At 65.0% G+C, this 24,536-nt stretch carries 22 protein-coding genes, 1 tRNA gene and 1 pseudogene; 6 read left to right on the top strand and 18 right to left on the bottom strand.

Annotated elements, in window-relative coordinates:
* Positions 1-26: 26 nt before the first annotated feature.
* From BMZ43_RS15165 to BMZ43_RS15130, 8 genes are all read right to left on the bottom strand, one after another.
* Positions 27-875, bottom strand: coding sequence for a glycosyltransferase family 2 protein (locus tag BMZ43_RS15165; protein ID WP_017642000.1), 849 nt, complete (start codon positions 873-875; stop codon positions 27-29).
* Between the two features lie 13 nt (positions 876-888).
* Complete coding sequence (locus BMZ43_RS15160; protein WP_007160456.1) at positions 889-1,245, bottom strand: SMR family transporter; 357 nt, start codon at positions 1,243-1,245, stop codon at positions 889-891.
* Positions 1,242-2,075 carry a sugar phosphate isomerase/epimerase family protein gene (locus tag BMZ43_RS15155; protein WP_093254741.1) on the bottom strand — a complete coding sequence of 278 codons (834 nt, stop codon included), beginning with the start codon at positions 2,073-2,075 and terminating at the stop codon, positions 1,242-1,244. The genes BMZ43_RS15160 and BMZ43_RS15155 overlap by 4 nt, the downstream gene beginning before the upstream one ends.
* Entirely contained in the window at positions 2,075-2,863 is a 789-nt protein-coding gene (locus tag BMZ43_RS15150; protein ID WP_064308402.1) for an NAD-dependent epimerase/dehydratase family protein, read from the bottom strand. The genes BMZ43_RS15155 and BMZ43_RS15150 overlap by 1 nt, the downstream gene beginning before the upstream one ends.
* 5 nt (positions 2,864-2,868) lie before the next feature.
* The gene (locus BMZ43_RS15145; RefSeq protein WP_231893067.1) at positions 2,869-4,500 is read right to left on the bottom strand and encodes a hypothetical protein; all 1,632 of its coding nucleotides are present in this window, start codon (positions 4,498-4,500) and stop codon (positions 2,869-2,871) included.
* Positions 4,481-5,545 (bottom strand): FAD-dependent oxidoreductase, encoded by a 1,065-nt coding sequence (locus BMZ43_RS15140; RefSeq protein WP_017641996.1) that lies wholly within the window; start codon positions 5,543-5,545, stop codon positions 4,481-4,483. Before BMZ43_RS15140 ends, BMZ43_RS15145 begins: the two co-directional genes overlap by 20 nt.
* A 47-nt stretch (positions 5,546-5,592) precedes the next feature.
* Positions 5,593-6,615, bottom strand: coding sequence for a glycosyltransferase (locus tag BMZ43_RS15135; RefSeq protein ID WP_064308375.1), 1,023 nt, complete (start codon positions 6,613-6,615; stop codon positions 5,593-5,595).
* A gap of 245 nt (positions 6,616-6,860) precedes the next feature.
* Positions 6,861-6,937: transfer RNA gene (locus BMZ43_RS15130), tRNA-Arg, on the bottom strand.
* A 260-nt stretch (positions 6,938-7,197) separates the two neighbouring features.
* On the opposite strand from BMZ43_RS15130, the gene BMZ43_RS15125 reads away from it, so the two are divergent.
* A complete protein-coding gene (locus BMZ43_RS15125; protein ID WP_007160462.1) occupies positions 7,198-7,512 on the top strand; it encodes an Arc family DNA-binding protein in 315 nt (104 codons plus the stop codon).
* Between the two features lie 51 nt (positions 7,513-7,563).
* Here the strand turns inward: BMZ43_RS15125 and mgtE are convergent, their stop codons facing one another.
* A complete protein-coding gene (mgtE, locus tag BMZ43_RS15120; protein ID WP_017641994.1) occupies positions 7,564-9,009 on the bottom strand; it encodes a magnesium transporter in 1,446 nt (481 codons plus the stop codon).
* Positions 9,010-9,297: 288 nt separating this feature from the next.
* Between mgtE and BMZ43_RS15115 the strand changes: the two genes are divergently transcribed.
* The gene (locus BMZ43_RS15115) at positions 9,298-9,774 is read left to right on the top strand and encodes a DUF4124 domain-containing protein (RefSeq protein WP_017641993.1); all 477 of its coding nucleotides are present in this window, start codon (positions 9,298-9,300) and stop codon (positions 9,772-9,774) included.
* A 25-nt stretch (positions 9,775-9,799) separates the two neighbouring features.
* On the opposite strand, the gene pheA is transcribed toward BMZ43_RS15115, so the two are convergent.
* The 4 genes from pheA to mtnA form a co-directional block, all read right to left on the bottom strand.
* Positions 9,800-10,894: a prephenate dehydratase gene (gene pheA / locus BMZ43_RS15110; protein ID WP_017641992.1), complete on the bottom strand. Its 1,095-nt coding sequence runs from the start codon at positions 10,892-10,894 to the stop codon at positions 9,800-9,802.
* A gap of 2 nt (positions 10,895-10,896) precedes the next feature.
* On the bottom strand, positions 10,897-11,982 hold the full coding sequence (serC, locus tag BMZ43_RS15105; protein WP_017641991.1) for a 3-phosphoserine/phosphohydroxythreonine transaminase: 1,086 nt from the start codon (positions 11,980-11,982) through the stop codon (positions 10,897-10,899).
* Positions 11,979-14,813, bottom strand: a complete 2,835-nt coding sequence (gene gyrA / locus BMZ43_RS15100; protein WP_017641990.1) for a DNA gyrase subunit A — start codon at positions 14,811-14,813, stop codon at positions 11,979-11,981. The genes serC and gyrA overlap by 4 nt, the downstream gene beginning before the upstream one ends.
* A gap of 233 nt (positions 14,814-15,046) precedes the next feature.
* A complete protein-coding gene (gene mtnA, locus BMZ43_RS15095) occupies positions 15,047-16,120 on the bottom strand; it encodes an S-methyl-5-thioribose-1-phosphate isomerase (protein ID WP_093254738.1) in 1,074 nt (357 codons plus the stop codon).
* Positions 16,121-16,238: 118 nt separating this feature from the next.
* Here mtnA and BMZ43_RS15090 point away from each other — a divergent pair, with 118 nt between their 5' ends.
* Genes BMZ43_RS15090 through BMZ43_RS15075 form a run of 4 tightly spaced genes read left to right on the top strand, consistent with a single transcriptional unit; the run spans position 16,239 to position 19,713 of the window.
* Entirely contained in the window at positions 16,239-17,564 is a 1,326-nt protein-coding gene (locus BMZ43_RS15090; protein WP_093254736.1) for a TRZ/ATZ family hydrolase, read from the top strand.
* Positions 17,565-17,596: 32 nt separating this feature from the next.
* On the top strand, positions 17,597-18,295 hold the full coding sequence (gene ubiG, locus BMZ43_RS15085; protein WP_093254733.1) for a bifunctional 2-polyprenyl-6-hydroxyphenol methylase/3-demethylubiquinol 3-O-methyltransferase UbiG: 699 nt from the start codon (positions 17,597-17,599) through the stop codon (positions 18,293-18,295).
* A gap of 3 nt (positions 18,296-18,298) precedes the next feature.
* Positions 18,299-18,970: an N-acetylmuramic acid 6-phosphate phosphatase MupP gene (gene mupP, locus BMZ43_RS15080; RefSeq protein ID WP_093254729.1), complete on the top strand. Its 672-nt coding sequence runs from the start codon at positions 18,299-18,301 to the stop codon at positions 18,968-18,970.
* Positions 18,971-18,978: 8 nt separating this feature from the next.
* Positions 18,979-19,713: a YciK family oxidoreductase gene (locus tag BMZ43_RS15075; protein WP_064308380.1), complete on the top strand. Its 735-nt coding sequence runs from the start codon at positions 18,979-18,981 to the stop codon at positions 19,711-19,713.
* A gap of 9 nt (positions 19,714-19,722) precedes the next feature.
* On the opposite strand, the gene BMZ43_RS27430 is transcribed toward BMZ43_RS15075, so the two are convergent.
* From BMZ43_RS27430 to selD, 5 genes and pseudogenes are all read right to left on the bottom strand, one after another.
* On the bottom strand, positions 19,723-20,565 hold the full coding sequence (locus BMZ43_RS27430; protein ID WP_371913884.1) for a methyl-accepting chemotaxis protein: 843 nt from the start codon (positions 20,563-20,565) through the stop codon (positions 19,723-19,725).
* A gap of 42 nt (positions 20,566-20,607) precedes the next feature.
* Positions 20,608-20,796, bottom strand: a pseudogene (locus tag BMZ43_RS27425) (HAMP domain-containing protein); the annotation flags it as partial.
* 1,028 nt (positions 20,797-21,824) lie between these two features.
* Complete coding sequence (locus BMZ43_RS15065; RefSeq protein WP_017641983.1) at positions 21,825-22,115, bottom strand: hypothetical protein; 291 nt, start codon at positions 22,113-22,115, stop codon at positions 21,825-21,827.
* A 78-nt stretch (positions 22,116-22,193) separates the two neighbouring features.
* On the bottom strand, positions 22,194-23,294 hold the full coding sequence (gene mnmH / locus BMZ43_RS15060) for a tRNA 2-selenouridine(34) synthase MnmH (protein WP_017641982.1): 1,101 nt from the start codon (positions 23,292-23,294) through the stop codon (positions 22,194-22,196).
* Positions 23,294-24,328: a selenide, water dikinase SelD gene (selD, locus tag BMZ43_RS15055; protein WP_017641981.1), complete on the bottom strand. Its 1,035-nt coding sequence runs from the start codon at positions 24,326-24,328 to the stop codon at positions 23,294-23,296. Before selD ends, mnmH begins: the two co-directional genes overlap by 1 nt.
* Positions 24,329-24,536 lie beyond the last annotated feature (208 nt).

The raw sequence follows: 24,536 nt of genomic DNA, 5'->3' as shown, positions 1-24,536 counted from the left end.
TTGCGCACCCGGCAAGCGCGACGGGATCAGCTTCGTCGTTGCGCCGCCAGCTGGGCGTCCTCGCCCAGGCGTGGGTTGTAGTGGCCTGCACAGGCCTTCATCAGTACCTGCAGCACCGACAGATTACCTCTGACGCTGCTGATCTTGGTGGGTACCTCGCCCTTCGGATAGCGCCGCACGGTGGGGAGTTCCACGCAGCGATAGCCCAATTTCGGTACCCGATAGGAAAGATAGGCCAACAACTCATAGGTGGTGAACTCGTCGCGGAACGGCGCCACCCGCGGATCCAGCAGCATGGCCCGGCTGTAGGCGCGGAAACCCTGGGTGGTGTCGGTCCAGTGGAAACCCGAGGCCAGGCTCAGCATGGGCGCATGGATGAAGCGAATGGCGAAGTCGCGGGACTTGGGCGTGTTCTCCGCCACACCGCCGGCCAGAAAGCGCGAGGCCTGGACGAAATCGTAGCCCTGCTCGATGGCGTCGATGAAGCGCGGGATGGCGTCCGGATCGTCCTTGTCGTTGCCATCGATGGTCACGATGCCGGTATAACCCTCGTCGAGCACGAAGGCATAGGCGCAGCGCAACTGGGAGCTGAGCTTGCCCGGTGCGGTCTTGACCAGCAGCCCGCGGACGCCCAGTTCCTGCAGCCGCTGCGGCTCCAGCGAGCCATCGGTGCTGCCACCGTCGACGATGATGACATCGGCGATGTCGGCGATCTTGACCGCCGCCATGCGCCGCAGGAGGTTGAGGATCCGCTCGCCTTCGTTGATGACCGGAATCACCACGCAGTGCGGACGGCTACGACCGTTCCAGAAGGTCGTCGAATAGCTGGGCACCTGCCAGAGGGCGCGCTCGGTGGCGGGAATTGCAGTAGTCATAGGTCCTCCAGGTTCAACCGACACGGGCCGTGATGAGGGCGACGCCGGCGATGATCAGGACGATGCCCGCCGCCGTGGTCCAGGGAAAGGCTTCGCGAAAGATCACCACCGACAGCAGGGCGACGCTGGCGATGGCGCCGGCCGTCAGCACCGGATGCGCCACGTTCAGCGGCAGCTTGGCGAGGGCGGCGGCGTACAGCAGAAAGGCCAGGCCATACATGAACAACCCCAGCCAGAACGGCCAGTTGGCCAGGGCGCCCATGGGATCGCTCAGACTGGGAAAGCGGCGCGGCGGCAACATGGCCAGCTTCACCAGCACGCTCGCCGAGGCGTTGGAAGCGATGCCCAGGATCAGGATCAGCCACTTCATGCCGCGGCCTCCGGCAGCTCACGATAGGCCTTGACCGCGACCTGGACGCCACGCTCCAGCGCGGCCAGGTTGGAGCCCTGCTTGGCCGGCAGCATCTCGATGCTGACCACCTGCTCCGGCAGTCGCCGGGTCAGGGCGAAGGCGATTCCGTCGTGGTTGGTACCACCCTCCCCCAGGGTCACCAGATCCGGCTCGCTGGCATGGACATGGCCGATCAGTTCGGCATGCTCTTCGAGCACTCGTGCGGCATCTTCCTCGTTGATGGTCAGGGCGCCGGTGTCGAGTTGCATGCGGATCGCCGGATGCTCCACGGCGCGCACCACAGCGGCGGTGGAATCGCTGTCGATCATGAAGTTGGCGCCATAGCGCGGCGGATTCGGCTCCAGGCAGATCTGCACCTGGTGCGCCGCGGCCACATCCCCCAGGCGGCGGAAGAAGTCGCGTGCCTGCACCAGGGCTTCTTCGTCGCTCAGCCCGGCGCGATCGCGATTGCGCGGCGAGCCGAACACCAGGCGCGTCGCGCCCAGTCCCTCGGCGACCCGGCAGACGCCCTCCAGCTGCGCCAGCAGCGCGCGCTGGATGTCATCGGCGCCAAAGACATTGAGTCCGGTGGTGCCGAACAGCAGCGCCTGCATGCCGGTGATCTCGATACCCCGGGCCTGCCACTGCTGCCGCACTGCCTGGATCTCCTGGGCGGTGGCCGTCTTGGGATCGGCGAAATACTTGCCGGGGGCGATGTCGATGGCATCCACTCGATGCTGTTGCAGGATCTCGGCGACCATGGCGTCGTCGGCCACGTCCCAGGCGATATTGGAAATGGCGATGCGCATCACTGACCCTCCGCCTTGATGACCGGGGGTTCCGACTGGGCGTAAGCCCGTACCGCGAGCAGGGTGTCGCGCGCGCTGTACTGGTAGCCGTCACGGCCGCCAAAGACCTCGGCATGCACGCTGCGGAAATCGTAGCGCGCGGGCGTACCGTCCAGGGTGTTGCCGAATTCGCGTCCAAAGCCCTGACGGGCGATGTCCGCCACGCTGATGGGCGCGGCCGTCAGGTGCACCAGCTCCAGCCCGGCCGCCTGGGCGGTCTGGATGTCATAGCCCAGGTTGACCATCGGATAGAACTGGAAGACGCCGCGGCTTTCCACCGCGTGCAGGTTGTTGTCGTTGAGCAGGTCGTAGATCACGTTCTTGCGCAGCCCCGGCCCGACCAGGCCTGGCAGGCGAACGATCAGCGCCTTGGCGAAATGCTCACGGACGAACTGTTCCAGTCGATAGCGATTGGCGCCATAGGCGTGCAGCCCCTCTTCGTCCACCGCGGTGGTTTCATCCACGCCGAGCGGCTGCTTGAAGACATCCACGGTACTGATCAGCACGAAGGAATCGCACTGGATCCGCGACAGATGACCGATCAGGCCATCGATCTTCTGGCGATCGGCCACAGGATCGCGGTTGGCGATCCATTTCTGCGCGGGGGCACCGGCGCAGATGACCTGGCCATAGGGCTGGTCGCCGATCTGGTCGATATTGGTGGAGCGAAACAGCGCGCCGAAGGCCTTCTGCTTGAGCAGCGTCGACCCTACGAAGCCGCTGTACCCTATCAATGCGTCGGTCTTCATGTTGCTCACCCCTTGGTCTTGAATCTCAGGCAATAGTCCACTTGGCACTCCTCGACGGGATATCGCGCGTCCAGGTAGGCCTTGAGTCGTGGAAACTTGTCGTGCATGGAAATGTTGTTCAGGTTGAACGACCAGAAGGTCGTCGAATACACCACCGCTGGCGGATCGGCGTGCTGCAGATCGCTGAGCAGGTCGGCCTCGTAGGGTGGCGTGGCATAGACCGGATAGATGTACTTGGTGCAGGCCGGCAGATCGGTCACCCCGTTGATGACCCCGTTGTTGGCCAGGTCGAACACGCACTGGGCGCCACTTTCCTGCAGACGGCGCGAAGCCCATTGCACCCCTGGTGTCGCCAGCGCCGCGTCATCCGGCAAGGCGGTCAGCGCTGGCACCCAGGCGAGCCCCTGGGCCCACACCCGCTCCACCGGCGACTTGTACAGATTGAAGGCAGCGAGCAGCACCAGCAGCGCCGCCAATGCCGGCACCAGCAGCCGCCGGCTGAAGGCCAGCAGGGCACCCGCCAGCAACACCGCGAAGAACGGTGAGGGATTAAGCCCGACCAGCCCGAGCAGCACGGCAGCCACAATGGCGACTGCTGCCGCTCGTGGATGGGCCGAGAGATCCCAGCCGCCATTGCGCGCGAGGCGCTGCCGGCGGGCGGCATAGAGCAGGCTCAGCAAGGGCACCCAGAAACCCATCTGGATATGCTGAAAGTCCGCGCGATTGACCCCGATCTTGAAGAAGATCGCGAGCAGCACCGCCAGGGCGCCAATCAGCGGCAGGTCTTCGCTCCAACGCCACGGCCAGGGCAGGCAGCGGATCAGGGCGAAACCTGCCAGGGCCGTGGGCACTACCAGGAGCAAGCTCAGCGCCAGAGGACGGGCGCTCAGGCCATAGCCCCACTGGGAAGAGGTTTCCAGCAGGAAGGTCAGGTTCTTGACGTAGTCGGTCAGGGCGAAGAAATCGGTACCAAAGCCAAGCCAGGCAATGGTCGCCGCGAAACTCAGGATCGATAGCAGATGCCGCCGTTGCAGCAACAAGGCGAGTACTACCGCCGAGCCGATGGCCAGCACCCCGGCGATGCCGCGGTCATAGGACCAGAACAGATTGAAGCCCGCCGCCAGCCCCAGCAACACCTCGCACACCAGGCGTCGCGGCGTGGTCTCCACCTTGCGATGCAGGCAGAACAGGAACAGCGACAACAGCAGGAAGAGATCGCGATAGCCCACCACCTGGGTCGCCAGGGCACCCACGGCGACCAGTAGGATCAGGCGCGCGCGGCCCTTGGGCACGGGGCATAGCAATACCGCCGTGCCCCACAGCAGCAAGGCCGCGCCGGTGTTGCACAGGCCATAGAGGATCTGGGTCACCAGGAAGGTGTGCTGGGCACCGAACCAGGTCTGCGCCAGCCATACCGGGATGAAATCCAGCCCACCATGGATGGTGAAGGCATGGGCGCCCGGCTGACTGTGCAGCAGCGTCGGCAGCGTGGCGAAGTATTCCCCTTGGTGGAAGGGGTCGAGAATGACGCCCTTGCCGAACAGAAAGAAGTTGATGATGGAAAAGGCCAGAACGCTGATGAAACCGGCGACGCCGGACACCCCCCTGGGTGTCGCTTCAGTGGAAGGGTTCGGCATCGAGGCGCTCCAAGGCATCGAAAATGTTGTCGATCTTGCCGCCCAGCATCGAATAGCAGCCGGGCAACTGGGGGTGTTGTTCGAAGAGGATGGGACGGCCGTCGTCCCCTTCGTTCTTCATCAGGATGGTCTTCACCTCGAACAGCGAATCCCGGTATTCCACCCGTGCCGCCGCCGACATGTAGCGGGCCACGTCCCGCACCATCCAGTCCGCCCGCGAGGCACGATCGTAGTCGTCGAGCAGCGCATAGGGATCGGTGCCATTGGCGTCTTCCCAGTTGAGGTGCGGGGTGTAGCGCACATGGGACAGGGTGTGCAGACCGCGCGCCGGGAAGGGCATCATGGAAAAGAACGGACCATCCATGACCGTCACGCCGAGATTGCGCAGCTCCGGAGGCATCTCCACCAGGGCCATCTCGGTGATCTCGTGACGCAGACGCGTGGTGGTACCGGGGAAATCACCGCCGTACTGGTTGAGACCGCTGTAGGTGCAGTTGAAGAGATAGCGGCAGTGCATCTCCTCCTGCCCGCCCGCTTCGTCGACCACCTCGACGCCCAGACCACCGGTTTCACCACGGATCGCCGTTACCCGACTCTTGAAGCGCAACTCCACGCCAACGGCATCGAGTTCACGACCGACTTCCGCGGCGAGCACCGCGGAGTTGAAGGCATATTCCTCGGTGAGATACACCGACTCGATCAATCGGTCGTCGAACAGTCGACTTAATTCCTCGGGTGCGGGCTGTAAGGACGCCTCGATACCCTGGCAGAAACGCTCGAACTGTTTGGCCGTCACCTTGGAGTTGTTGCGGGCGATGGCATACAACTTGGTGAAGTCCCGCACCACCACATCGGGATAGTCGCGCAGGAAGCGCGGCAAGTTGACCCGACTGCGAAAGGCCGTGACGAAACTGCGGGGATAGTGATAGCCGTTATGAACCCGTGCCTGATTATGATAAGAGGCGCGCTTCAACAGCCCCTCTTCCCTTTCGATCAGCGTGACTTTCGCAAAGCCTCTCACCCGCATGAGATATAGGGCCGTCATGGCCCCGTAGAATCCGCCACCTATGACGATCGCATCTCTCATGATCGTCAGGCCATGCCGGATTGAGTAGCCGGCCTTGCGGCATTACCGCCCTGCACCACTTCGACATTGAGCTTGTCGCGCCGCGTCATGACCGCACTGGTGAACTCCTGGGCGACATGATAGAGCGGCCCTTCGTTGACTCTGTGGGTCAACTGCAGGACATATTCGCCAAGCACCAGCAGGGCCAGCGAAATGAGAAAGAACATGCCGGACTGCTGTAATGAAATCGTCACCCAACCGGGTGCCACGTCATCCTTGAACACACCGATGGCGATGACGTAGATGGAATAGAGCAGATTGGACAGGGCCCCCACGATGGACAGGAAACTGACCATGCGCATGGGCTTGCGGGTGGAGGACACCAGCAGTCGAGCACCCCGATCGAAACTGCCGGACAGCCGCTTGGGCTTGGTGCTGCGCGGCGGCATGCTGTATTCGAGGTTGATGCGCGAGAACCCTGCGGTGGCGGGTAAATGCCGGTAGGTCAACGCTGGCGCAGGATGGCGCAGGATGTAGTTGATGACCTTCTTGCTGAGCATTCGGAATTGGGGCGCGTCCTTGGCCAGATCCACCCCATTGAATCTCTTGTAGAGACTGTTGAAGCCATTGGAGCAAAGGCTGTAAGAAAGAGTCTGCCGAACTTTCTGCTGATTGTTGGCAAAGACCACGTCTACCCCACCGGCTGCCTGTTGCAACATGTCGGGCAGGAAGGCGATGTCATCGGTTTCCGGATCTATGACGACTGCGAAGTCGCCCAGGGCATTTTCCAACCCCACCCAGGCGGCGGTATCCGAATCCACTTCCTTGGTCAGGGCATATACCTGCAGATTGGGCAGGCCATTGATACTGGTGAGTTGCTTTAATCGAGCTACGCTGTCATCAGAGGAGGCGTTGTCGACGATGATAAGTTCGTAGTCACTTACCAAGGGACCGATGACAGTTGCGGCGCGCTCAAGCACGTTTTGCAACTCGGTTGCCTGATTACGAACGACGAAGACGACTGAAAGTAGGACGGGATAAAAGGCCATGACGCGAACCTCCAGAGGCGCTCCAGATTCATGCAATGCAGACGGTTAGCCAACGGAGAGTACAGATAAATTCGACAGGTTTTCTTCTGCTGCTCTACGCTGTGATCACAACCACAAATCGCTGCTGGAAGAGCCTGGAAGTCGGACAAGGTCGCTGTTTTTGCCCTATCCTCCGAACTGCTGTAACGGTTCGGCAAGGGCGCTTGACGGCGTCGGGCCGCGAGGAGAGGTACTGGAAAGGAATCTGGTGTCCCAGAGTGGGGTCGAACCACCAACCTTCCCCTTAGGAGGGGGATGCTCTATCCAATTGAGCTACTGGGACAGGAAAGGGCACTCATGTTAACGAGCAGCGAACCGTTTGTCATGTTCCAGCTCGGTTGAACCAGGCGGGCATGCAAGGCTGGCAGAGGAAGGAAGTTCTTCGTTAGCTTTGCAATTTGCCCAGTACGTCGGTAAATTGACGTCAATAAAAACAGACGCCTAGGGACAGGTCGTTACAGAGTCCAAGGTGCCGTGAGTGCTAGCGGAACGAGACGAGGGCTTACGCCTTCACTGATTTTTGACTCCAGATGAAGTACCTCAATGACCCAGGCCATTAGATCCTACTCAAGCCGTACCGCTGACAAATTCGTCGTGCGTCTGCCCGAGGGCATGCGAGAGCGCATCGCGGATGTGGCCCGCAACCATCATCGCAGCATGAACTCCGAGATCATCGCGCGCCTCGAGCAGAGCTTGCAGCAAGAGGGCGCCCTAGGCGACGAACCCGGGCTTCGCCTGGACAGTCCGGAGATCACCGCCAGTGAGCGGGAACTGCTGCAGCGCTTTCGGCAACTCTCGGGTCGACAGCAGAATGCCCTGATCTCGCTGATCGCCCACGACATCGACGCCGCCTCCTGACGGCGTCCGGGCTGCCCCGCACCTGGGCAGCCCGTTGCGGTCCACCCTGCCCTACATCAGGAACAGGGTGGCGAGTCCCAAGAAGATGAAGAAGCCGCCGCTGTCGGTCACGGCGGTGATCAGTACGCTCGAGCCCATGGCCGGGTCGCGACCGAAGCGCTGCAGGGTCATGGGAATCAGGACCCCCATGAAGGCCGCCAGCAGCAGATTGAGGGTCATGGCGCCCATCATCACCAAGCCCAATGACCAGCTGCTGTAGAGATAGAAGGCCACCAGCCCTATCACCCCACCCCAGATGACCCCATTGCACAGGGCGACGCCCATTTCCTTGCGCAGCAGCCGCGTGGTGCTGGTGACGCTGATCTGCCCCAGCGCCATGGCGCGGACGATCATGGTGATGGCCTGGTTGCCCGAGTTGCCGCCGATGCCGGCCACGATGGGCATGAGCGCGGCAAGAGCCACCAGCTTCTCGATCGAACCCTCGAAGAGCCCGATGACGCGCGAAGCGATGAAGGCGGTGATGAGGTTGGTGGCCAGCCAGGTCCAGCGATTGCCCACAGACTTCCACACCGAGGCGAAGACGTCTTCGTCTTCGCGCAGACCGGCCATGTTGAGGACTTCGCTTTCGCTTTCCTCGCGGATCAGATCGACCATCTCGTCGATGGTGAGACGACCGATCAGCTTGCCGTTCTTGTCCACTACCGGGGCCGAGACCAGGTCATAACGTTCGAAGGCCTGGGCCGCGTCATAGGCGTCGCCATCCGGATGGAAGGCCACCGCTTCCTTGGCCATGACCTCGACCACCAGCTTGTCCGGATCGTTGACCAGCAATCGCTTGATCGGCAGCACACCCTTGAGGATGCTGTCGTTATCGACGACGAACAGCTTGTCGGTGTGGTCGGGCAGCTCCTTGAGCCGGCGCAGGTAGCGCAGCACCACTTCCAGAGCGACGTCGTCGCGGATGGTGACCATCTCGAAGTCCATCAGGGCACCGACCTGATCCTCTTCGTAGGACAGCGCGGAGCGCACCCGCTCGCGCTGCTGGGCGTCCAGGGCGTCCATGAGCTCATGGACGACATCGCGCGGCAGGTCCGCGGCCAGATCGGCGAGTTCGTCGGCGTCGAGCTGGCCGGCCACCGCGAGGATTTCCTGATCGTCCATGTCGGCGATCAACGTCTCGCGGACGGCGTCCGAGACTTCCAGCAGGATCTCGCCATCACGCTCGGTCTTGACCAGCCCCCAGACGGTCAGACGATCTTCCTGCGGCAGGGCTTCGAGAATGAAGGCGACGTCGGCCGGGTGCAGCTCGTCCAGGCGGGCACGCAGCTCTTCGAGGCCTTCTTCGGGAATATCGGCGGGGGCTACGGGGGCGCGGTCCTGGTCTTCACGCGCCTCGACAGCGAGGTCGTAGCGCTCCAGCAACTCGACGACCTGAGCGAGCCGCTCCTGCAGCGTCTCGTGGGGCTTTCTGATGTCTGCTTCTTTCACTACGGTCATAGCGCACTCCGGCCCGCCGGCGGAGCGCACCGACGAACCCTATCTCAACAACGGGACGAAAAAGGCGATTGAGTGTTGACTGGGTAAGTCCATAAGGGGGGATGACCACTGCCCCGGCGGGGCTGACGGCGGGGATGATACACCGGACCGGTTGCCGGTGCGAAGGCAAAAGGGTTTCAAAACAGCTATTTGCAAGGGCTTTGCCAGGGTATCGAGACGGCGATTTTGGTTCTCGTGCAGCGACCTTTACTTCGCTAAGCTGGAGGCCTACGTCAAGGAGGACGTCCCATGAAGAAGCTGCTCGTGCTCGGCCTGTTGCTGGGCTGCGACCCGGCCCACTCGGCCACGGTCTATCGCTGCGAAGATGCCAGCGGCCACCTCACCTTTTCCGCCAGCGGCTGCGCTTCGGACAGCGACAGCAGCCTGCAACGCGCGGACAACCCACGTCCGGGTGGCGCCAGGCCCACCCTGATGGCGAAACCCAAAGCCGCACCCCGCAAGGAGGTCTCGCGTGCGCCAACGGTGGTGGCCGCCAAGACGGATGGGTGCGGTGATCGGCTCAGCGCCAGCGAGAGGCGGCAGGCGATCATCCGCGGACAGGTCAGGGTCGGCATGAGCCGAGCGGACGTGGAGAACGCCCTAGGACAACCGCGGCGGATTTCCCAGCTGGATACCCTGACCCGCTATCACTACGACGGGCGCCAGCACAAGGAACGCTCGCGCCTGGTGACCTTTGACGAGCACGGTTGCGTGCGCCGACGCTGACGCACGCAACCGATCGAGGACGCCGTCAGAGCACGGCGCGGGGATAGGAGCCAAGGACCTTGAGCGCCACGGCGCCGGTGGACAGGCGCTCCAGCACGTCGCGGATCAGCGGATCGGCCTGGTGGCCGAGGAAATCTATGAAGAAGACGTAGGTCCACTTGCCGCTGCGCGATGGCCGCGTCTCGATCCGGCTGAGGTCGATATTGTTGGTATGGAACGGCAGCAACAGCTCGTGCAGGGCACCCGGCTTGTTCTGCATGGAGACGATGATGGAGGTCTTGTCGTCGCCACTGGGCGGCACGTCCTGATTGCCGATGATGAGGAAGCGCGTGGAGTTGTCCGGGCGATCCTCGATCTTCTGCTGCACCGGGGTCAGACCATAGAGCGAAGCCGCCATGTCGCCGGCGATGGCCGCACTGTTCCACTCCCCCTTCACCCGCCGCGCCGCCTCGGCGTTGCTGGCCACCGCCACCCGCTCGACGCTCGGGTAGTAGGAGTCCAGCCACTTGCGGCACTGGGCCAGCGACTGGGCATGGGAATAGATGCGGGTGATGCTGTCGGCCTTGGTGTTCTCGCCGATCAACAGGTGGTGGTGGATGCGCAGCTCCACCTCGCCGCAGATCGACAGGTTGTGCTCGAGGAAGCTGTCCAGGGTGTGGTTGACCGCACCCTCGGTGGAGTTCTCCACCGGCACCACGCCGAAGTTTGAGGCGCCGGCGGCGACCTCGCGAAAGACCTCGTCGATGGCCGCCATGGGCCGCGTCACCACGGCCTTGCCGAAGTGCTTGAGCGCCGCGGCCTGGGAGAAGGTGCCTTCCGGGCCGAGGTAGGCCACGTGCAGCGGCTCTTCCAGGGCCAGGCAGCAGGACATGATCTCGCGGAACAGCCGCGCCATGTCTTCGTCGCGGACCGGACCGCCATTGCGCTCCATCACCCGCTTGAGTACCTGGGCTTCGCGCTCGGGTCGGTAGAACACGGGCTTTTCGCCCTCCGCCAGCGTCCCCATCTTGACCCGTGCCACGTCCTGGGCGCAGCGGGCACGTTCGCTGATCAGCTCCTGGATGCGTTCGTCCAGACTGTCGATTCGCAGGCGCAGAGCCTTGAGCTCGTGTTCCGACATGATCAGCCGTGCTCCTTCTCGAATTCGGCCAGATAGGTCACCAGCGCCTGGACGGCTTCCAGGGTGACGGCGTTGTAGATGGAGGCGCGCATACCGCCCACCGAACGGTGGCCCTGCAGATACAGCAGGCCACGTTCCTCGGCGCCTGCCAGGAAGGCCTTGTCCAGGCGCTCGTCGGCCAGGCGGAAGGGCACGTTCATCCAGGAACGGTCATTCTTGGCGATGGGGTTGCTGTAGAAGTCGCTGGCGTCGATGAAGCCGTACAGCAGCTCCTTCTTCTGGCGATTCAGGCGCTCCATGGCGGGCAGGCCGCCCTGCTCCTTGAGCCACTTGAACACCAGCCCCGACAGGTACCAGGAGAAGGTGGCCGGGGTGTTGTACATGGAACCGTTGTCGGCCTCGACCTTGTAGTCCAGCAGCGTCGGGCAGCCGGCGCGGGCGCGACCCAGCAGGTCTTCGCGGACGATCACCACCACCAGACCACTCGGCCCGATGTTCTTCTGGGCGCCGGCGTAGATCAGCCCGAAGCGTGAGACGTCCAGCGGCCGCGAGAGGATGTCGGAAGAGGCATCCGCCACCAAGGGCACGTCGCCCACGTCCGGAATCCAGTCGAATTCCAGGCCGCCGATAGTCTCGTTGGGGGTGTAGTGAACGTAGGCGGCGTCCTTGGACAGCTGCCATTCGCTCTGCGCCGGAATGGCGAAGTAGTCGTAGCCCTTGGCGCTGGCAGCGACATTGACGGTGCCATAGTGCTGCGCCTGCTCGATGGCCTTGCGCGACCAGATGCCGGTGTCGATGTAGTCGGCGGTGCCGCCCTCGGGCAGCAGGTTCATCGCCAGCTGGGCGAACTGCAGGCTGGCGCCACCCTGCAGGAACAGCACCCTGTAGTTGCTGGGGATGGCCAGCAACTCGCGCAAGTCGGCCTCGGCCTGGCTCGAAATGGCGGTGAAGTCTTCACCGCGGTGGCTCATCTCCATTACCGACAGGCCACGGCCCTGCCAATCCAGCAGATCGGCCTGGGCCTGGCGTAGCACAGCTTCAGGCAGGGCCGCCGGGCCGGCGCAGAAGTTGTAAGCACGCTTGCTCATCGCTCGTCATCCTCGTTGGGAAGGTCATCGCTCGGCACGTCGCTGGCACCGGGCAGCACATCGTCCTGGTCCGGCTCGTGGCTGTCGACCGGCAATTCCTTGTCGAGCAGTTCGTCGTCTAGCTCGGCTTCGTGGTCCAGCAGCTCTTCGTCCACCGAAGGCTCCTGCACCCGCTCCAGGCCCACCAGTTTCTCGCCCTTGCCGAGCTTGATCAGGGTCACGCCCTGGGTGTTACGGCCGGTACGGGAGATGCCCTCGACCGGGGTACGCACCAGGGTGCCCTGGTCGGAGATCAGCATGATCTCTTCGCCGTCCAGTACCTGGATGGCACCGATCAGGGGACCGTTGCGTTCGTTGATGACCATGGCGATCACGCCCTGGCCACCGCGACCACGCTGCGGGTATTCGGCCATGGCGGTGCGCTTGCCGAAGCCATTGAGGCTGGCGGTCAGGATCTCGGCGCCCGGCTCGGGGATCAGCATGGAAATCAACCGCTGGTTCTCGGCCAGACGCATGCCGCGCACGCCGCGGGCGGTACGGCCCATGGTGCGCACATGGCGCTCCTTGAAGCGGATGACCTTGCCACCGTCGGAGAACAGCATGACTTCGCGGGCACCGTCGGTGATGGCGGCGGCGATCAGGCTGTCGCCCTCCTCCAGCTTCAGCGCGATCAGGCCGTTGCTGCGCGGACGGCTGAACTGCACCAGCGGGGTCTTCTTCACGGTGCCGTTGCGGGTGGCCATGAAGATGTAGGCACCGGTGGGCTCGTCCTGCTCGGCGTCGAGGAGCTCGCCCTCTTCGCCTTCGACCTCGACCTCGTCTTCCACCAGCACGGCGTCTTCGATGTCCAGGTTGTCGTCCTGCTCGCCCAGGTCCTCTTCACCGATGGGCGCCTGCTGGCGCACGGCTTCCAGATCGACCGGCAGCATGGCAGTGATGCGCTCGCCTTCGGCCAGCGGCAGTAGGTTGACCAGCGGCCGGCCGCGGGCGGCGCGGGAGGCCTCGGGGATCTCGTAGGTACGCTTCCAGTAGACCTTGCCCAGGCTGGAGAACAGCAACAGGGTGGTATGGCTGTTGGCGACCAGCAGGTGCTCGATGTAGTCCTCTTCCTTGACCGCCGAGGCCGAACGGCCGCGACCGCCCCGGCGCTGGGCCTGGTAGGCGTGCAGCGGCTGGGACTTGGCATAGCCGCCGTGGGAGATGGTGACGACGCGGTCTTCCTCGGTGATGAGGTCGGCGATGGTCAGGTCCACCTGGGAGGCGATGATCTCGGTGCGACGCTTGTCGCCGAACTCGGCCTTGACCTTTTCCAGCTCCTCGCGGATGACTTCCATCAGCCGCTCGGGGTTGGTCAGGATGCGGATCAGCTCGCCGATCTGCAGCAGGATCTCCTGGTACTCGGCGATGAGCTTCTCGTGCTCCAGGCCGGTCAGGCGGTGCAAACGCAGATCCAGGATGGCCTGGGCCTGTTCCGGCGAAAGGTGGTACTTGCCCTCGTGCAGACCATACTGCTCGGGCAATTCGTCCGGACGGCAGGAATCGGCGCCGGCGCGCTCGACCATCTCGCGTACCGCGCTGGATTCCCAGGGCGTGGCGATCAGGCGTTCCTTGGCTTCGGCCGGGGTCGGCGAGCTCTTGATCAGCTCGATGACCGGATCGATGTTGGACAGGGCGACCGCCTGGCCTTCGAGGATGTGGCCACGCTCGCGCGCCTTGCGCAGTTCGTAGACGGTCCGCCGGGTGACGACTTCGCGACGGTGGCGAATGAAGGCTTCCAGCAGTTCCTTGAGGTTCAGGGTGCGCGGCTGGCCGTCGAGCAGGGCCACCACGTTGATGCCGAACACCGTCTGCAGCTGAGTCTGGGCGTAGAGGTTGTTGAGCACCACCTCGGGGGTTTCGCCGCGCCGCAGTTCGATGACCACGCGCATGCCGTCCTTGTCGGACTCGTCGCGCAGCTCGGTGATGCCTTCGATCTTCTTCTCTTTCACCAGCTCGGCGATCTTCTCGATCAGCCGTGCCTTGTTGAGCTGGTAGGGCAGCTCGGTGATGACGATCTGCTGGCGATTGGCGCTCTTGTCGATGTCCTCGACCTCGGCGCGGGCCCGCACATAGATGCGCCCACGACCGGTGCGATAGGCCTCGATGATGCCGGCACGACCGTTGATGATACCCGCGGTCGGGAAGTCCGGACCGGGGATGTACTGCATCAGGTCGTCGACGGTCAGCTCGCTGTTCTCGATCAGCGCCAGGCAGCCATCGATCACTTCGCCGAGGTTGTGCGGCGGAATGTTGGTGGCCATGCCGACCGCGATGCCGCTGGAACCGTTGACCAGCAGGTTGGGGATGCGCGTGGGCATCACCGCCGGGATCTGCTCGGTGCCGTCGTAGTTGGGCACCCAGTCGACGGTTTCCTTGTCCAGGTCGGCCAAGAGTTCGTGGGCGAGCTTGGACATCCGCACTTCGGTGTAACGCATGGCCGCGGCGTTGTCGCCGTCCACCGAACCGAAGTTGCCCTGGCCGTCCACCAGCATGTAGCGCAGCGAGAAGGGCTGGGCCATCCGCACGATGGTGTCGTAGACGGCGGTGTCGCCGTGGGGGTGGTACTTACCGATGACGTCACCCACCACACGGGCGGACTTCTTGTACGGCTTGTTCCAGTCGTTGCCCAGCTCGCTCATGGCGTAGAGCACGCGCCGGTGCACCGGCTTAAGGCCGTCACGCACATCCGGCAAGGCCCGGCCAACGATGACGCTCATCGCGTAGTCGAGATACGACTGCCGCAACTCGTCTTCGATATTGACCGGGAGGATTTCTTTGGCCAGTTCACCCATGAGAAGCCTGGTTCCTTCTGATCTGAAAAGCGCTAGGGCTCGTCCGCACGTCGGCCGAGCCTGATATAGGAGAGGCGAAAGCCCGTCTGGCGGCGCCCGTCACCGGCGGCGCAAAGGGCGCCCCGACCGGTTTTCAGCACTGCATCACCGCCTGCCGAGGGCTTTCGAACAAAGCCTGTGCAAAGAGCGAAATTCTAACACATTCAGGGAAGTATCCGCCCCTGGCGATCACCTCAATGCAGGCGTCGGCGATTCATCAACTCGGCCATCTTCTTGGCGGCCGGACGCTCCACCACGCCGCGCTCGGTGACGATGGCGTCGATGAGATCGGCCGGGGTGACGTCGAACACCGGATTGAAGGCGTCCACATCCGCGGCGATGCGCTGGCCACCGGCTTCGAGCAATTCGCGACCGGCGCGTTCCTCGATGGGGATGTCGTCACCGGACGCTAGATTCATGTCGATGGTCGAACTGGGCGCCACCACCATGAAGCGCACCCCGTGGTGCATGGCGATGACCGCCAGGTTGTAGGTGCCGATCTTGTTGGCCACGTCGCCATTGGCGGTGATGCGATCGGCGCCGACGATCACCCAGGCGACGTTGCGCGTCTTCATCAGGTGCGCCGCCGCGGCATCGGCGTTGAGGCTGACCGGAATGCCCTCCCCGGCCAGCTCCCAGGCGGTGAGCCGCGAGCCCTGCAGCCAGGGACGGGTCTCGTCGGCGTGGACGCATTCCACCAGGCCGTCCAGGTGCGCCGCGCGCAGCACGCCCAGGGCGGTGCCGAAGCCGCCGGTGGCCAGGGCGCCGGTATTGCAATGGGTGAGGAAGGTCTGCTTGCTGGCGTCGTGCTTGCGGATCAGTTCGACGCCCAGCTGGGCCATGGTCAGGTTGGCTTCGCGATCGCTCAGGTGGATGGCCACCGCCTCGGCTTCCAGCGCCGCCAGGGCGCCTTCCCCGGTCGCGCGCGTCAGGCGCTCGCGCATCCGGTTGAGCGCCCAGAACAGGTTGACCGCGGTGGGCCGCGACGCCGCCAGCAGCTCGAAGTCGGCGCTGACGGTCTCCTCCCAGTCCTCACCCGCCGCGGCGCGCTGCCGGGCGCCCAGCACCACGCCGTAGGCGGCGCTGATGCCGATGGCGGGCGCACCACGCACCAGCATGTCGCGGATGGCCTGGGCCACCTCGGCGGCGCTGTGACAGGCGACCCAGTGTTCGCGCAGCGGCAACAGGCGCTGGTCGAGCAGGTGCAGGGCACCGTCTCGCCAGTCGATCGCCTTGATCTTTTCCGCCGCCAGCAGACGCTCTCGCATGATCTCTCCTCGACCTGAATCTGTAGCCCGCCAGTATACCGGCATCGGCGCGCGGATTTAGCGGTAGCGCCACAAGGACCGCTATACTGCCGGCTCGCCCCTCTTGGAATCGTCGCCGATGCCCACCCCCGCGCCCCTGGACCTCTTGTTGCTCCCCAGCTGGATCGTGCCGGTGGAGCCTGCCGGGGTGGTCCTGCGCGATTACGCCCTGGGGGTGCGCGATGGCTGCATCGCCCTGCTCGCCCCGCGCGCCGAGGCCCTGCGCCAGCCGGCGAAGGAAACCCTGGAGCTGCCGGGCAAGGTGCTGATCCCCGGGCTGATCAATGCCCATGGTCACGCCGCCATGACGCTGTTTCGCGGCATGGCCGACGACCTGCCGCTGCAGACCTGGCTGCAGGATCACATCTGGCCGGCCGAAGGCCGCTGGGTCGACGAGGATTTCGTCCGCGACGGCACCACCCTCGCCATCGCCGAGCAGATCCGTGGCGGCATCACCTGCTTCTCGGACATGTACTTCTATCCCCAGGTGGCCTGCGAGGCGATCCATCGCACCGGGGTGCGTGCCCAGGTCTGCCTGCCGATCCTCGACTTCCCGATTCCCGGCGCCCGCACGGCGGACGACATGATCCGTCGTGGCCTGGAGCTGTTCGACGACATGAAGCTGCACGAGCGCATCAGCGTGGCCTTCGGTCCCCATGCGCCCTATACCGTGGCCGACGCCAAGCTCGAAGAGATCCTGGTGCTGGCCGAGCAGCTGCAGGCACCGATCCAGATGCACGTGCACGAGACCGCCTTCGAGGTGGAACAGGCGCTGGAGCAGACCGGCGAGCGGCCGCTCAGCCGGCTGCGGCGCCTGGGCCTGCTCGGTCCGCGTTTCCAGGCCGTGCACATGACCCAGGTGGACGACGAGGATCTGGAAAACCTGGTCGAAACCAACAGCCACGTCATCCACAGCCCCGAGTCCAACCTCAAGCTGGCCAGCGGCTTCTGCCCGGTGGAGCGCCTCTGGCAGGCCGGCGTCAACGTGGCCATCGGCACCGATGGTGCGGCCAGCAACAACGATCTCGACCTGCTCGGCGAAACCCGCACCGCCGCTCTGCTGGCCAAGGCCGTCGCCGGCTCGGCCACTGCCCTGGACGCCCATCGCGCGCTGCGCATGGCGACCCTGAACGGTGCCCGCGCCCTGGGCCTGGAGCGCTGCCTGGGTTCGCTGGAAGTCGGCAAGGCCGCCGACCTGACTGCCGTCGACCTCGGCGGTCTCGCCCAGCAGCCGCTCTATGACCCCGTCTCGCAACTCATCTATGCCACCGGCCGGGACCGCGTCAGCGACGTCTGGGTCGGCGGCGTGCCGCTGCTGCGCCAGAGCGAACTCGTGCGCCTGGACGAGGCCGAACTCATAGCCAATGCGCAGCAGTGGGCCACCCGTATCCAGCAGGGCGCCTGACGCGCCCTGCTCCCTTGCCTCTGGAGAACCCCATGTCCAACGTCGATAACGCCGAGATCGCCAAGTTCGAGGCCCTCGCCTACCGCTGGTGGGATCGCGAAAGCGAATTCAAGCCGCTGCACGACATGAACCCGCTGCGCGTCAACTGGATCGATCAACACGCCGGCCTGGCCGGTAAGAAGGTGCTGGACGTGGGTTGCGGTGGCGGCATCCTCAGCGAGGCCATGGCCCAGCGCGGCGCCCAGGTGACCGGCATCGACATGGCCGAGGCGCCCCTGGCGGTGGCGCGTTTGCACCAGCTGGAATCCGGTGTGCCGGTCGATTACATCCAAGAGACCACCGAGGACCACGCGCGCAAGCATGCTGGCACCTATGACATCGTGACCTGCCTGGAAATGCTCGAACACGTGCCGGATCCCTCCTCGGTGATCAAGGCCTGCCACGACCTGGTCAAGCCGGGTGGCCAGGTGTTCTTCTCCACCATCAACCGCAATCCCAAGGCCTATCTCTTCGCCATCGTCGGCGCCGAGTACGTGCTGCGCCTGCTGCCACGCGGTACCCACGATTTCCGCAAGTTCATCCGCCCCTCGGAACTGGGTGCCTGGGCGCGCGCCGCCGGCCTCAACCTGCGCGACGTCATCGGCCTCACCTACAACCCGCTGACCAAGAGATACAAACTGGAAGGCGATGTGACGGTGAACTATATGGTGCGCACCCAGCGCGAGGACTAGGCCATGCGTCTGCAAGCGGTCCTCTTCGACATGGACGGTACCCTGCTGGACACGGCGCCGGACTTCATCGCCATCCTCCAGGCCATGCGCCAGGACAGAGGCCTTGCGCCCGCTGAAGAGCCCCGCCTGCGTGGCGTCATCTCCGGTGGCGCCAAGGCCATGATCCTGGCCGGCTTCGAGGTCGACCCCCTGGGCGCCGAGCTCGAGCCCCTGCGCCTGGAGTTTCTCGAACGCTACCAGGAGCATTGTGCGGACCACACCCGGCTGTTCGAGGGCATGGACGAGATCCTGCGCGATCTCGACGCCGCCCGGCTGCGCTGGGGCGTGGTGACCAACAAGCCGGTGCGCTTCGCCGAGCCGATCATGCAGCGCCTGGGCCTGGCCGAACGCTCGGCCTGCCTGGTCTGCCCGGATCACGTCACGCACAGCAAGCCGGACCCGGAGATGGTGGTGCTGGCCTGTCGGCAACTGGATGTCGATCCCCAGACCGCCCTGTTCATCGGTGACGACCTGCGCGACATCGAGTCGGGCCGCGCCGCCGGCAGCAAGACGGTGGCGGCACGCTACGGCTACATCCATCCGGACGACCACCCCGAGCACTGGGGTGCCGACGCCATCATCGACCACCCGCTGGAATTGCGCGCCCTGCTCGATCGCGCGCTGTGCGGCTGCTAGAGGTTCAGATGTTCGACTACCAGGCTCCCGCCGAGCTATTGAAAGACCGCGTCATCCTCGTCACCGGCGCCAACCGCGGCATCGGCGCCGCCCTGGCCAAGGGCTGTGCGGCCCTGGGTGCCAAGGTCATCCTCCAGGGTCGCGATGCCGCGGCGCTGGATGCGGCGTGCCAGGATATCCAGGCCAGCGGTGGCCAGGTCGAGGCCTTGGTACTGGATCTGGAACAGGCTGACGCGGCGGCCTATGCCGTCGTGGCGGAGCGCCTGCAGCGAAGTCATGGCCGCCTGGACGGCCTGGTGCACAACGCCGGCCTGCTGGGACCGCGGATGCCGTTGGAAGAAACCTCCGCCACGGCCCTGGCGCAGGTGCTGCAGGTGAACGTCCAGGCAGGCTTCGCCCTGACCCAGGCGTTGTTGCCGCTGCTCAGGGCCGCCGATGCGGCCTCGGTGATCTTCACCTCCAGCAGCGTCGGTCGCAAGGGACGGGCCAGCTGGGGCGCCTATTCGGTGTCCAAGTTCGCCACCGAAGGCCTGATGCAGGTGTGGGCCGAGGAGCTTGGAGAAGCCGGCATCCGGGTCAACAGCGTCAACCCGGGCGGCACCCGCACCGCCATGCGCGCGGCGGCCTATCCCGAGGAAGATCCTGCCCGGGTGCCCGCGCCGGAGGCCATCCTGCCGGTCTATCTCTACTTGCTCGGCCCCGACAGTCGAGGCACCACCGGGCAGGCGCTCAACGCCCAGTAGCGGGTTCGGTCAGACGTGGAAGCGCTGCACCAGTCGCGAGAGCTCGTCGCCCAGCTCGGCCAGCTCCCGACTGGCTGACGCCGTCGCCGCCATCGCCTGGCTGGACTGATCGGCGCCGTCGCGAATCCGGGTGACATTGACCGCCACCTCTTCGGCCACGCCCCGCTGCTGCAAGGCCGCCGCGGCGATCTGCTGATTCTTCTGCTGGATGCTGGCCACCGCCGTGGCGATACCGGCGAAGGCCCGCCGGGTATCGCTGGCACTGCCCAGGGTACCGGCCAGCAGGGTCTCGCTCTGCTGCATCCGCGCGACCGCCTCGCCACTGCCCTTCTGCAACACCACGATGAGCTGCTCGATCTCGACACTCGACTGCTGGGTACGGCGCGCCAGGGCGCGGACTTCGTCGGCGACCACAGCAAACCCTCGCCCCTGCTCACCGGCGCGGGCCGCTTCGATGGCCGCGTTGAGCGCCAGCAGGTTGGTCTGCTCGGCCACTGCCTTGATCACGTCCAGCACACTGCTGATCGCCTGGCTGTCGTGGGACACGCCTTCGAGGCGCTCGGCAGCTGCCCGGACGTCCACCCCTAGGGTCTCGATACCGGCCAGACTGCGGCCGATCACCGCCTGGCCGTCGTTGACCTGGCGCTCGGCTTGGTCGCCGGCACCGGCGGCGGCCTCGGCGTCCGCGGCGACGCCCTGGGCGGTGGCGGCCAATTCAGCCATGGCCGCCGCCACCTGATCGGTTTCCTCGCGCTGGCGGGTCACGCCCAGTTGCGCATCCCGGGCCTGCTCGGCCAGGGCCGCGGCAGACTGGCCTAGTCGGCCGATGCCATTCTGCAGTTGCAGAACCATGCCGCGCAGCGCCGCCACCATGCTGGCGCTGGAACGTTGCAGCTGGCCGATCTCGTCACCGCGATCCACGGTCAACTCGACATCCAGCTGGCCCTGGGCGATGCGTTCGGCGGCAGCGATCACCTTGCGCAGCGGGCGGACAATGGCCAGGGTGATGATCAGCGCGGCCAGGGCACCGACGATCAGCGCCAGCAGCGCGACGCCGCCGATGGTCAGCAGGCGCTTGGTCATCATCGCCTGCAACTCGGCTTCCTGTTGCCCATAAAGGGCATCGACCCGCTCCACGGCGGCCTCGGCCAGGCTGGTCATCCGCGCACCGGCGGTCTGCTCCTGGGCCAGGGCGGCGGCATAGTCGCCCAGGCGGCGGATGAATTCCTTGATATTGGTGGAGACGTCCTGGATGACCGAGGAATAGGCCGGATCGCTCAGCTGCGGCTCCACCTTGGCCAGTAGCTCGAGGGCGGCACTGGCCGAGGGCAAGGGCTGGTCGTCCACCGTGTTCTTGCCTGCCCGTGCCTGAGCTTCGTCGAGGCTCTTGAGCATCAGGCGATAGAGTTCGCCGACCTGCTGCGACAGGGTCAGGAGTTCGGCGCCCTGCTTGCCAGCGGAATCCTTGAGCGCATAGGCGCCGTCATCCAGCAGACCGGACTGGAGGATATCCAGGCTGTTGGCCGCGCCCTCCACCAGGAAGGCCGCCCCTTCCATGGCCAGACGGCGCGAGGTATTGAGGCGCTCGAAGTCGGCGAAGGCGGCACCATAGGCCTTGGTGGCCTCGCGGGCGGCATCGATATCGGCAGCGTTGGCATTGCCCACCTCCGCCTGCAACTGCCCCAACCGCTCGAGTACCACCGGCAGGGCCTGCCGCAGGTGCTCGGCCTGGGCGGCCTCGCCACTCAGGCGAAAGCCCTGCTCCAGGGCGCGCACCTGCATCACCTGCCGGTTGATCGCCGCCATGTCGCGCAGGGAACCGAAACGATGCTCGACATCCTTGAGCGCAAGGCCGCCCTGGAGGGCCACCACCAGTGTCAGCAGCAGCACCAGAGCAAAGCCCACCGCCAGCTTGGTCGCGGTTCGCCAATTGGCCAGGCGATAGCGGGCAATCCCTTTCATACGGCACCCCAACGGAATGAGTTCTACCAACGCTGTCGTCCGCAGAAGCCGATTCTTGAGGGGCTGGGGGGCTAACGAGCCGCTATCCGTCGCACTCGGTTATGCCGACGTCGCTTTGGATGGCGGCCGTTTGCCAGTCGCACGAACGATCAACGACCGGCGCGAGACTCGCGAATATAGAAGCGCGCCTTTTCCGCATTCTTCACGCAACCGGTGTAGGCCTCGACCTGCTGCTGGGTCTTGGCGGTGGACAGCAGCGCCAGCGCCTTGGAATAGCTCACGGTGCCGGAAAAGCCTTCGGCCTTGGCCAGGTCGAGTTCCTGCCAGGCGGAGCGGGTCTGGCTGGCGCAGCTGTCGCGATTGACCACCTTGCCCGAGCATCCCGCGAGCACCACGGTAGCCAACGTAGCGACCAGGACGGGAACCAGTTTCGCTTTCATCTCTTTTTCTCCTTGCGACCTGTGACCGGCCGGAACGGCCGGATAACCGCAGCGTAGACCGCTAACCGTGGCCGCTGTTCAGCCTCGATTGCGCAGAAACTCGACCACCGCAGCCTGGTCGCCGCTGAAGATCACCCGCGACGCCTTGCTCTCGCGCTGATAGGCATACATGGGATCGTAGTATTCGGCCAGCAGGCCCTCGATCCAGCCACGATGCGCGGCAACGTCGCCTGAGCGCTCCTGCTCGGCCAGGGCGTCTTCGAGAATGGTCGATAGGCGCTGGAAGCGTTCGCCACCCAGGCGCTTGGCGATGCCGGAGAGACTCTTGCGCAGCTGCTCGGCGAACAACGCGAAGCCCTGCTCCGGCCCGTGCAGGGCAAGGAATTCCGCCGCCAGGTCGATGACGTAGTCGCGCAGGATGCGCTCAATGCGATTTTCCCGGCTGTCTTCCAGCCAAACCAGCGGGTACTGCTGCATGCCCTGGTGCAATTCCAACGGCAAGGAGCAGCGACCGACCAGCCGTGACTCGTCTTCCAGCACGAACTGCCCCTGCCCCGCCTGGCGGCGGCGCAACAGATCGACGGCCAGGCGATTCTCGAAATCGATCTGGCCCGGCTGCGGCGTGGCGCGCTTGCCGAAACTGGAACCGCGGTGGTTGGCATGCCCTTCGAGGTCGACGGCGTTGTCGAGTTGGGCCACCACCTCGGTCTTGCCGGTACCGGTCATGCCGCCCACCACCACGAAGCGGCACTCGGCCAGGGCCTGCTGCAGCGTGTCGATAAGGAAGGTGCGCATGGCCTTGTAGCCACCCACCACCCGCGGATAGGCGATGCCGGCCTCGCTGCGCAGCCATTCCTGGCTGATCTGCGAGCGCAAGCCGCCGCGGAAGCAATAGAGATAGCCCTCCGGATGGGCCCGGGCAAAATCGGCCCAGGCCTGGATGCGCGCCTCCTTGACCGCACCGGACACCAGTTGATGACCCAGTTGCAACGCCGCCTGCTGGCCCTGCTGCTTATAGCGGGTGCCCACGCGCTGGCGCTCCAGGTCGTTCATCAATGGCAGGTTGGTCGCCTGGGGAAAGGCACCCTTGCCGAACTCCACCGGGGCGCGGACATCGATCAGGGGTACATCGCTCAGGAACAGCGCTCGCAGGTCGCGGGCATCCTCACGCTGGTTCATCAAGCCACCTCGACCGCATGGGCGCGCCGAGCCACCAGTTGCCCTATGGGTTGCAGGGCCAGACCCAGCTCCGCGGCCACGCCAAGGAATTCCGCCTCGCCCTCGGGGGCCACGGCCACCAACAGGCCGCCACTGGTCTGGGGATCGCACAGCAGCTGGCGGCGGGCCTCGTCCAGCGGGGCGATGCGGCTGCCGTAGCTGTCGAAGTTGCGCTCGGTGCCGCCGGGCACGCAGCCCTGCTGCAGATAGAAATCCACCCCGTCGAGACGGGGAATGGCGGCGAAGTCGAGTTCGGCGGTCAGGCCACTGCCGTCGGCCATCTCCACCAGGTGGCCGAGCAGCCCGAAGCCAGTGACGTCGGTCATCGCCGTCACCCCGGCCAGGCGGCCGAAACGGCTGCCGGGACGATTGAGCTGGCACATGGTGTCACGCGCCAGATGGCGATCCTCCGGCCGCAACAGGGCGCGCTTCTCGGCGGTGGTGAGGATGCCGATGCCCAGCGGCTTGGTCAGATAGAGACGACTGCCCAAGGTCGCGGTGTCGTTACGCTTGAGGTGGCGCTTCTCCACGATCCCGGTCACGGCCAGGCCGAAGATCGGCTCGGGCGCGTCGATGGAATGGCCGCCGGCCAGGGGAATGCCGGCCTCGTCGCAGACCCGCCGACCGCCGGCGATGACCTCGCGCGCCACTTCCGGCGGCAGCACATTGACCGGCCAACCGAGGATGGCGATGGCCAGCAAGGGGTCACCACCCATGGCATAGATGTCGCTGATGGCATTGGTGGCGGCGATGCGACCGAAATCGAAGGGGTCATCGACGATGGGCATGAAGAAGTCGGTGGTGGAGACCACCCCACGCTCGTCATCCAGACCATAGACCGCCGCATCGTCGCGCGACGCATTGCCCACCCACAGCCGCGGATCCAGATGCTGGGCCCCGCTGCCGGCCAGGATGGTCTCCAGGGTCTTGGGGGCGATCTTGCAACCACAACCGGCACCGTGGCTGTATTGGGTGAGGCGAATGGGATCGGTCATCGTTACTCCGGTTCAGCGGTGGCGCTGGTTCGACAGCCAGCGCGAAGGGGCGTAATAGTAGCAAATGCCTGTCAGCCGGCGGGGAACGACCGCGCCTAACAGATCGCCAGCCAAAGCAAAAGGACTGTTTTCTGGCGGTAATCCACAGTTGCTGTGGATAACCTCGTGGAAAACCTCCGGCCGACCCCGGACAAGCGAGCGGCGGTGC

It is taken from the genome of Pseudomonas sp. Snoq117.2 (assembly GCF_900110545.1).
GTDB lineage: Bacteria > Pseudomonadota > Gammaproteobacteria > Pseudomonadales > Pseudomonadaceae > Chryseomonas > Chryseomonas benzopyrenica.
The sequence above is the reverse complement of the archived record's forward strand: the minus strand, read 5'-3'. Positions and strand labels throughout refer to the sequence as shown.